A 7,171-nucleotide genomic window follows, 5' to 3' on the forward strand; every position below is an offset into this window, starting at 1 on the left:
TTTTGAACCAACACTGAATTGAACTGCTGCTCGCTCGAATTCTCTATCGATTTATGAATGATTTGCGATCGCTATAGTTATATAGCCTAGCTGTGTTAAATTTAGGGTTCGTCTATCTTCAGATATAATTCTTGTTGTCGAGATTTGTCTTCCTCCAGACCTAGCTATTTACGAATTATTAATATAGATGTTGCTAAATTTATGTCAATAGTTCGATCGCATTTAGCTTCGAGTTAGTTAAGGAAATTGAAAGAGTTAGGGAGTAAAGACGAGGTAAAATTTAAGGCGATGCACTACACATTAACAGGCCAAATAGGTAAACCGGAAGAATGAGACTTTGAGAGAAAATAAGTGCGATCGCGCTTCACATAACTCTGAGCCTTTCTGCTGACCCGCTAAAAACTCGCGCAGCCGCAACAAACTAGCCATTTGACCCAAATTCAGCCTTAGCAGCGGCACTCCCGTGCGATCGTTAATTCGGCGGTACTGTTATTGCTGGGCGAAAATCGCTAGTTTTCTAGTTTTACTGTTAACAAAAGTTGCAATTTTTTTTATTAACACCGCAAGTAAAGGCAGATAAACCCCTATGCAAATTACAAAGTACCATTAATTAATTTAGCTTACTTTCCTGAAAGTTAGGTTGATTCTTGGTTCAGTAACTTTGGCTGCTTTCGGGATTTGGTGTTGCCAAAAATGCTGGGTTGCTCCTTTCATCAGCAAGAAGCTTCCAGGAGTTAATTGAATTTCTAACTTCGTTTCTTTTTGGTATTTGTGCCTGAGCATAAAACGACGAGTAGCCCCAAAACTTACAGAAGCGATCGCTGGGTTTTCACCAAGTTCTGATTCATCATCACTGTGCCAAGCTACACTATCTTTGCCGTCGCGATATAGATTAAGCAACACGCTGTTAAACAATGTACCTGCTATTGCTTCTATCTTAGATTTGATTGTTATGAGTGTAGGTGTCCATAAATTAGGCTCCATTTTTATTTTGGAGTAAGTGTAAGATTTACCTGCATCTCCGTACCATGCGCTAAGTCGCGGTATAGCAACTTGCTTGCCAAAAAGCAGAGCCACCTCTTGCTTCCAATTAATAGTGCCGTACAATTCCGCAAATATCTCCTTGCTCTCATTGTTATTGAAGAAGTCGCGGTACATGATTATTTCGGCATCAGGCAGAGATAATTGCTGACCATGCTTCTGGCTTTCTGCTTTGGGCTCTTCCCACAATGAAAGTTGAGTATACATAAATCTGCTCGATGATTACTTTTTATTGAACTTTATAAATATACAGTTGTTGACACAAGCACGGCCCAGCTTTACTATTAATCATGTAAAGCTAATTTTAGCATTTTAACAAGACAAGGATTATTACTTTTGGTAAAATACATAAGTTTTTATGTGTTCACCAACCCAATCCTGAATCGTGATTTAAGACTTGGTTGGTGTCAATTAGCTATCTACTATGAATTGCTTTCAAATAATTAAATCTGTTTTTGATGAAGCTTATGTCCAAATTCCAGGAGATGAAGCTAAAAAGGATGAGGTAATTAATGACGCACTAGAAGACCTGCGAGGAGAAATATTCTCACCTATCGCAGGAATGTAACATAGATTCTATAGCAAAACCATTTGATTTGTGAACAATCGATTCAATCATCACAAGCGTTTCAGGTTATTCTACATTCATGACTCAAATAGACTTGCTATAGCGACCCGATGTTGACGGGGTTGTCACCCCGTCAAATGAAAATGAGGTCCCCCTCCAACAAGGTAGCGATCGAGCTTTGGACTTTTATGATTAATCTAAATCATGTGACCTGTCTTTGATTTTTGTGGGATTTCTTAAAGTAGACTGACAGCGCTGCCAGTAAATTTTAGCGACGGCATCGCCCGGATTCTGATGCCAACACTCGGCAAACAGCCCCGCCGCTTTAGCTAACTTCCCTTCCGAGTACATTTCCAAAGCTTCGGCAAACAATTGCAGCGTAGCTAACTTGCCCTCTTTAATTTCTGGCGGATCGCAATCAAACACCTCATAAACCGTCACCGCTTCAGATTTTCCCTTGACTTTTACCGTATCGAGGGTGCGGATTGCGTACTGGGATAGATTTTCTAAACGCGAGTAAGTTGACTGGGTGATTAACAGCGACACCCCATAATTTTTTGTCAATCCCTCCACGCGAGAAGCTAAATTCACCGCATCGGAAATTACTGTGCCCTCCATGCGATTTTGACCTCCCACCGTTCCCAGCATCAAAGTTCCAGTATTAATTCCAATCCCAATCTGAATCGGGCCATAGCCAGAATTAGCGCGGTGGTGATTATATTCAACGAGGCTCTGCAGCATAGCAATTCCCGCTCTCACCGCATTATCCGCCTCGCCGCTAAACAGCGACATAATCGCATCGCCAATATATTTATCAATAAACCCGTTATTTTCATTAATAACTGGTTCCATGCGAGAAAGATAGGAATTGATAAATCTGAAATTATCCTCCGGCGTCATGCTTTCCGAGAGCGTGGTGAAGTCGCGAATGTCGGAAAACAACACCGACATTTCTAACTGCACTTGGTCGCCTAATTCCACCTCAATAATGCTTGATTTATTTAGAAACTGTAGGAATTGATTGGGAACGAAGCGCTCGTAAGCTTTGTTGAGTTGGAACAATTCATTGGTAAACCTGATTCGCTCTGCTTCGGCTTTTTTGCGCTCCGTAATATCTTGAAAAGCTACAATGGCATAAGAAATATTATCCTTTTCATCATAGATTGGCGTACCCCAAACCTCAATAGGAATAATCTTGTTACCTTGGTGGATTTCCATATCATCTGCGGTGGCACTTTCCCCCCTCAACGCCAGCTCCGAGGGTAATTGTGCAGAGGGATATTCCTGCTCTGTTCCAGCTTGATAGATTTGATAAACCTCTGGTATTTGCTCGCTGGTGACTTCGGGAATAACTTCTTTACCTAATAATTGAATAGCAACGCGATTACTATAGTAAGGTTTGCCCAAAGCATCCAGCACTGATACCCCTACCGGAATTGCTTCTAAAAATTGAGTGAGCCTGTTCTCATTTTCGCGGACTTCTGTATAAAGCTTAGAATTTTGGATCGAGATAGCTGCTTGTCCAGATAACACTTTTAATAGTTCCACTCTTTCTGGGGTAAAAGCTCCGGCTGTCAGATTATTTTCTAGGTAAACAATACTGATGATTTGAGATTGGTTAATCAGCGGCACGCATAAAATTGATTTTGGCTGATGCTTTTGGATGTAGGGGTCGTTGGTAAATTGTCCTTTTCGGAAAGCCTCATCCAGTACCACGCTTTCTTGAGTGCGGGACACATAATTGACAATTGCTTCCGAAAGTTCCTGACAATGTTCAACGGGGATTGACTGCAACACGGTAACTTGTTGGGAATTTATTGTGCCTGCAGCTTCAATTAACAGCTTTCCCTGGGTTGGTAAAATTAGATATCCTCTTTGCGCCCCTGCACTTTCCATCAAAATTTTCATCAAGCTAGACAGTAACTTATCCAGCATTATTTCGCCGGATATCGCCTGAGAAGCCTTCATTACTGTGGTGATATCTAGGTTATTACCCGAACCCGTGGTCGTCCCTGATGCCGTAGTTTTTTTTCTTCCCGGTTGGATTGGCGCCAATAACTGCGGATATCGCGTTTCTAAATCTTTTACCTTAGCAGTTGCTCCCCATTGAACATAACAATAATAGGCCTCAATCATGTAGGTTTGAGCAAGTTTTTCTTTACCCCATTCTAGGTAAAATTTGGCGGCTAGTTCATTAGCTAGTGCTTCTTCGTTGAGGAATTTATTTTCTTTGGCTCCAGAAATTGCGCGATCGTACATTTCTATCGCCTCAGCTTTATTGCCCAAAACTCGATGTTTTTCGGCCTCAACCAAATACCATTTATGCAGATGATTCATCGGAGCATTTTGGGCCCACTGTTGCAGAGTCGTTTGATGTGTTTGCACCTGAGCGAGAATTTCTAGTTGCTCAATTTCTAGCTGTGTGGGAAATAGCGCCAAGTGTGTTAGGGCAGCATAGAAATGGAAAATGGGAAAATAAACACTTCCCGATATTGCCATCAAATACGACTTAACTTGGGTAATGTGGCATAGGGCAGCCGAATAATTGCCAAACCAGTAAGCAAGAAGTAGTTTGTTGATGTAGATATAAGCGATCGCTGCGAATTCATTGTTCTGATATTGCTTAGGAATAATTACACTTTCATCGTATGCAGTTCCTATTAAGCAATCCGGTTGACTCACACATTCCGTCAAGTTCTGCACCGTCTGCCGCATCATATCCAAAGAATCATGAGCAGAATAGTGCTTCACCAGATATAAGGCAGTGCTGTAATCTGCTATTTCGGGTTCCCAAGTCTCTAGTTCTACCCCACCGAAAAAGTTGGCGTGAAAGTAAGTGAGTATGTTGTAGCCAGCGTTAAGGAAATCGCCAGATTCCATGCCTGCCATATAGCCATCTTTCTCCGTAGATATCACTGCTCTCATAGCTTCCTTATGATGCTGCATAAAAGCCCCAAACATCACCAGAATGATGGACTTGAATTTCCGTGAAGTGAACCCATCGAGCAAGCTGAGTGCCAATCGACCAAAGCGATAGCCTGTTTCTACCTCTCCCAAAAAACCACACAACACCATACCATGAAGTGCATACCCCACGCTTGATGGGGGTGCATTTCCAAAGGAGAGCGATAAACTCACCATCGTCGAGCTAAGGAGTGGTAGTAAACCGGGCATTCCCATGAAAATCGTTCCCGGTAACATTCCTAACATTTGCATAGCTGCCTGAGTCTGGGAATTTGTCATCACAGGTAGGTCAACCAGTTCCTCTATTTGTCTGCCCTGAAGTTGACTCTTCAGAGTTTGTAGCGCTTTACTAATCAAAGCTTCGTCAGGTTCAGTTGGGAATTCAACCCCCAGTTGTAAGAGTGCATTTCTGCCCACTGCGATCGCCTCCAACAGCTTGCCCTGGGCTGTCTGGGCGGCGATTGAAATTTCGTAAATTTTGATTTTGTCTAAAATTGTCTTAGCATTCTGCAATACCTGTGCTGCCATCTGTTCCATAACTTCAAGGTCAGCATTCAAATAGGCGGCTTCGGTAGCAGCAACATAAAGATTCAGGGTCAACTCATACTGACTTTGCCAGCAGTTAGCTGTCAGTAGCTCAATCCCTGTTTGCAAATAGATATTTGCTGCAGCGTAGGCGGTAGAACTTCTAGCCTTGCGTCCCGCTTCTAAGTTGAGTTGGGCTAAGGCTTCTCGTTCGCTTAATTGATTAATTAACTCAGTTCCTTGATTTAAATGCCCCACTATATCAAACAGCTTTTCTTCTCTTTCTATGTCCGAATATTTTTGTAGGAGTAACTGTCCAATTTTGAGATGAGTGGCTTGTTTTTGGTCTTCGGGTATTAGGGAATAAGCTGCTTGCTGGACGCGATCGTGCAGAAACTTATAAGTTGGATTAGCAACAGACCCAGGAGGGAATTGAGCATCTGTTTGAAGGAAGCATTTATAGCCTTCAGTAATGGGTAAAATGAGTCCTTCTTGCAATGCTCTCCAGAGTGATGATGCAGTTTGTTCTGGTAATTCTTCGCTGACTATTGCCAATGTCTCTAAATCAAACTGCGCCCCAATGCAAGCCGCCAGTTTTAAAACATCCTGAGTTTCGGAAGGCAACTTCTGCAATTGCACCGCCATAAACTCCACCACATCCGAGGCATGGGTAAGTCTAGCTTGAGCAATATCGCACTGCCAATGCCGTACATTCCAGTCAAAAGTAATTTGAGCATCTTCATGCAACGCCTTGAGGAATTGAGTAGAGAAAAAGGGATTACCTTGGGTTTTTTTATAAACCAATTCTGTCAAGGGTTGAGCAAAAGATAAATCGCAAATCAGCGTATCTGCTACCAACTGATTGAGATCTGCTAAACTCAACCGTTGCAGGGTAATCGTATTCACCGTGGCTCCTGACTTCACAATCTCATCCACAGTCAACATAAACGGATGACCCGGTGATACCTCATTATCCCGATAAGCACCCAATATCAAGAGATGCCCCGTATCCTCCATCAACAGTTGTAGCAATTTCAGAGATGCCGAATCCGCCCACTGCAAATCGTCCAGAAACATCACTAAGGGATGTTCTGCTTGAAATACTTGCACAAATTTTTGCATCAGCAAGTTGAAGCGATTTTGGGCGGCACTCCCCGACAATTCTAGTGCCGGATGTTGAGCGCCAATGATGCGTTCCAATTCAGGAATTACGTCAATCAAGACTTGCCCGCTCTCGCCTACTGCGGTGAGAATCAGGGTTTTCCATGTTTGTAATTGAGCATCACTTTCTGATAATAATTGCTCCATCAATTCCCGAAATGCTTGCACAAATGCACTGAAAGGAATATTGCGTTGAAATTGGTCGTATTTGCCTTTGATAAAATAGCCACCCTGTCGGGCGATCGGCTTGTGAACTTCGTTCACGGCGGCGGTTTTACCAATCCCTGAAAAGCCAGCTACCAGCATCATTTCGGCGCTACCTGTACTGACTCGCTCAAAGGCTGTTAATAGATTAGAAACTTCAGTTTCCCGGCCGTATAACTTTTCGGGAATCAGGAAACGGTCTGTAATATCCCGCGTTCCCAAGGCAAACGTCTCAATATTACCTGTTGCTTGTAATTGAAAAAGACAAGTTTCTAAATCCTGCTTGATTCCCAATGCCGTTTGATAGCGATTTTCCGCATTTTTTGCCATCAATTTATTGACAATTTGCGAGACAATTAGGGGGATTACTGGCTCGATTTCGTGCGGAGGAACTGGCTGTCTAGCAATGTGACAGTGAACTAGCTCTAAAGCGTCTTCTGTATCAAAAGGCAGTTTTCCTGTCAGCAATTCGTAGAAGGTGGCGCCAAGCGAGTAAAAGTCAGTACGGTAATCGAGAGTGCGATTCATCCTGCCAGTTTGTTCCGGCGAAATGTAAGCGAGAGTTCCTTCAATAACGTTGGGGTTTTTCAGTATCGGTGTTTCTCGGCTTAGCTGAGTGGAAATGCCAAAGTCCTGGGGGGGTGACAACCCGCCCCAAACCCATAGTTAGTAAGGATTGAGCCAACTTGTGGTAAAAAAAGATAGGCA

Annotated in this window: 1 protein-coding gene and 1 pseudogene; both read right to left on the bottom strand. The window is 42.9% G+C overall.

The window, feature by feature from the left end:
• Window positions 1-615: 615 nt before the first annotated feature.
• Window positions 616-1,248 carry an alpha-ketoglutarate-dependent dioxygenase AlkB gene (locus tag QUA33_RS27060; protein ID WP_333152711.1) on the bottom strand — a complete coding sequence of 211 codons (633 nt, stop codon included), beginning with the start codon at window positions 1,246-1,248 and terminating at the stop codon, window positions 616-618.
• Between the two features lie 553 nt (window positions 1,249-1,801).
• Window positions 1,802-7,096: pseudogene (locus QUA33_RS27065) on the bottom strand (AAA family ATPase); the annotation flags it as partial.
• Window positions 7,097-7,171: the final 75 nt, after the last annotated feature.

It is taken from the genome of Microcoleus sp. Pol14D4, from assembly GCF_036701245.1.
Taxonomy (GTDB): domain Bacteria; phylum Cyanobacteriota; class Cyanobacteriia; order Cyanobacteriales; family Microcoleaceae; genus Microcoleus.

Bases quoted from the DNA above. Each gene is read 5' to 3' on its own strand.
- QUA33_RS27060 (WP_333152711.1), bottom strand. From the start codon at position 1,248: ATGTATACTCAACTTTCATTGTGGGAAGAGCCCAAAGCAGAAAGCCAG.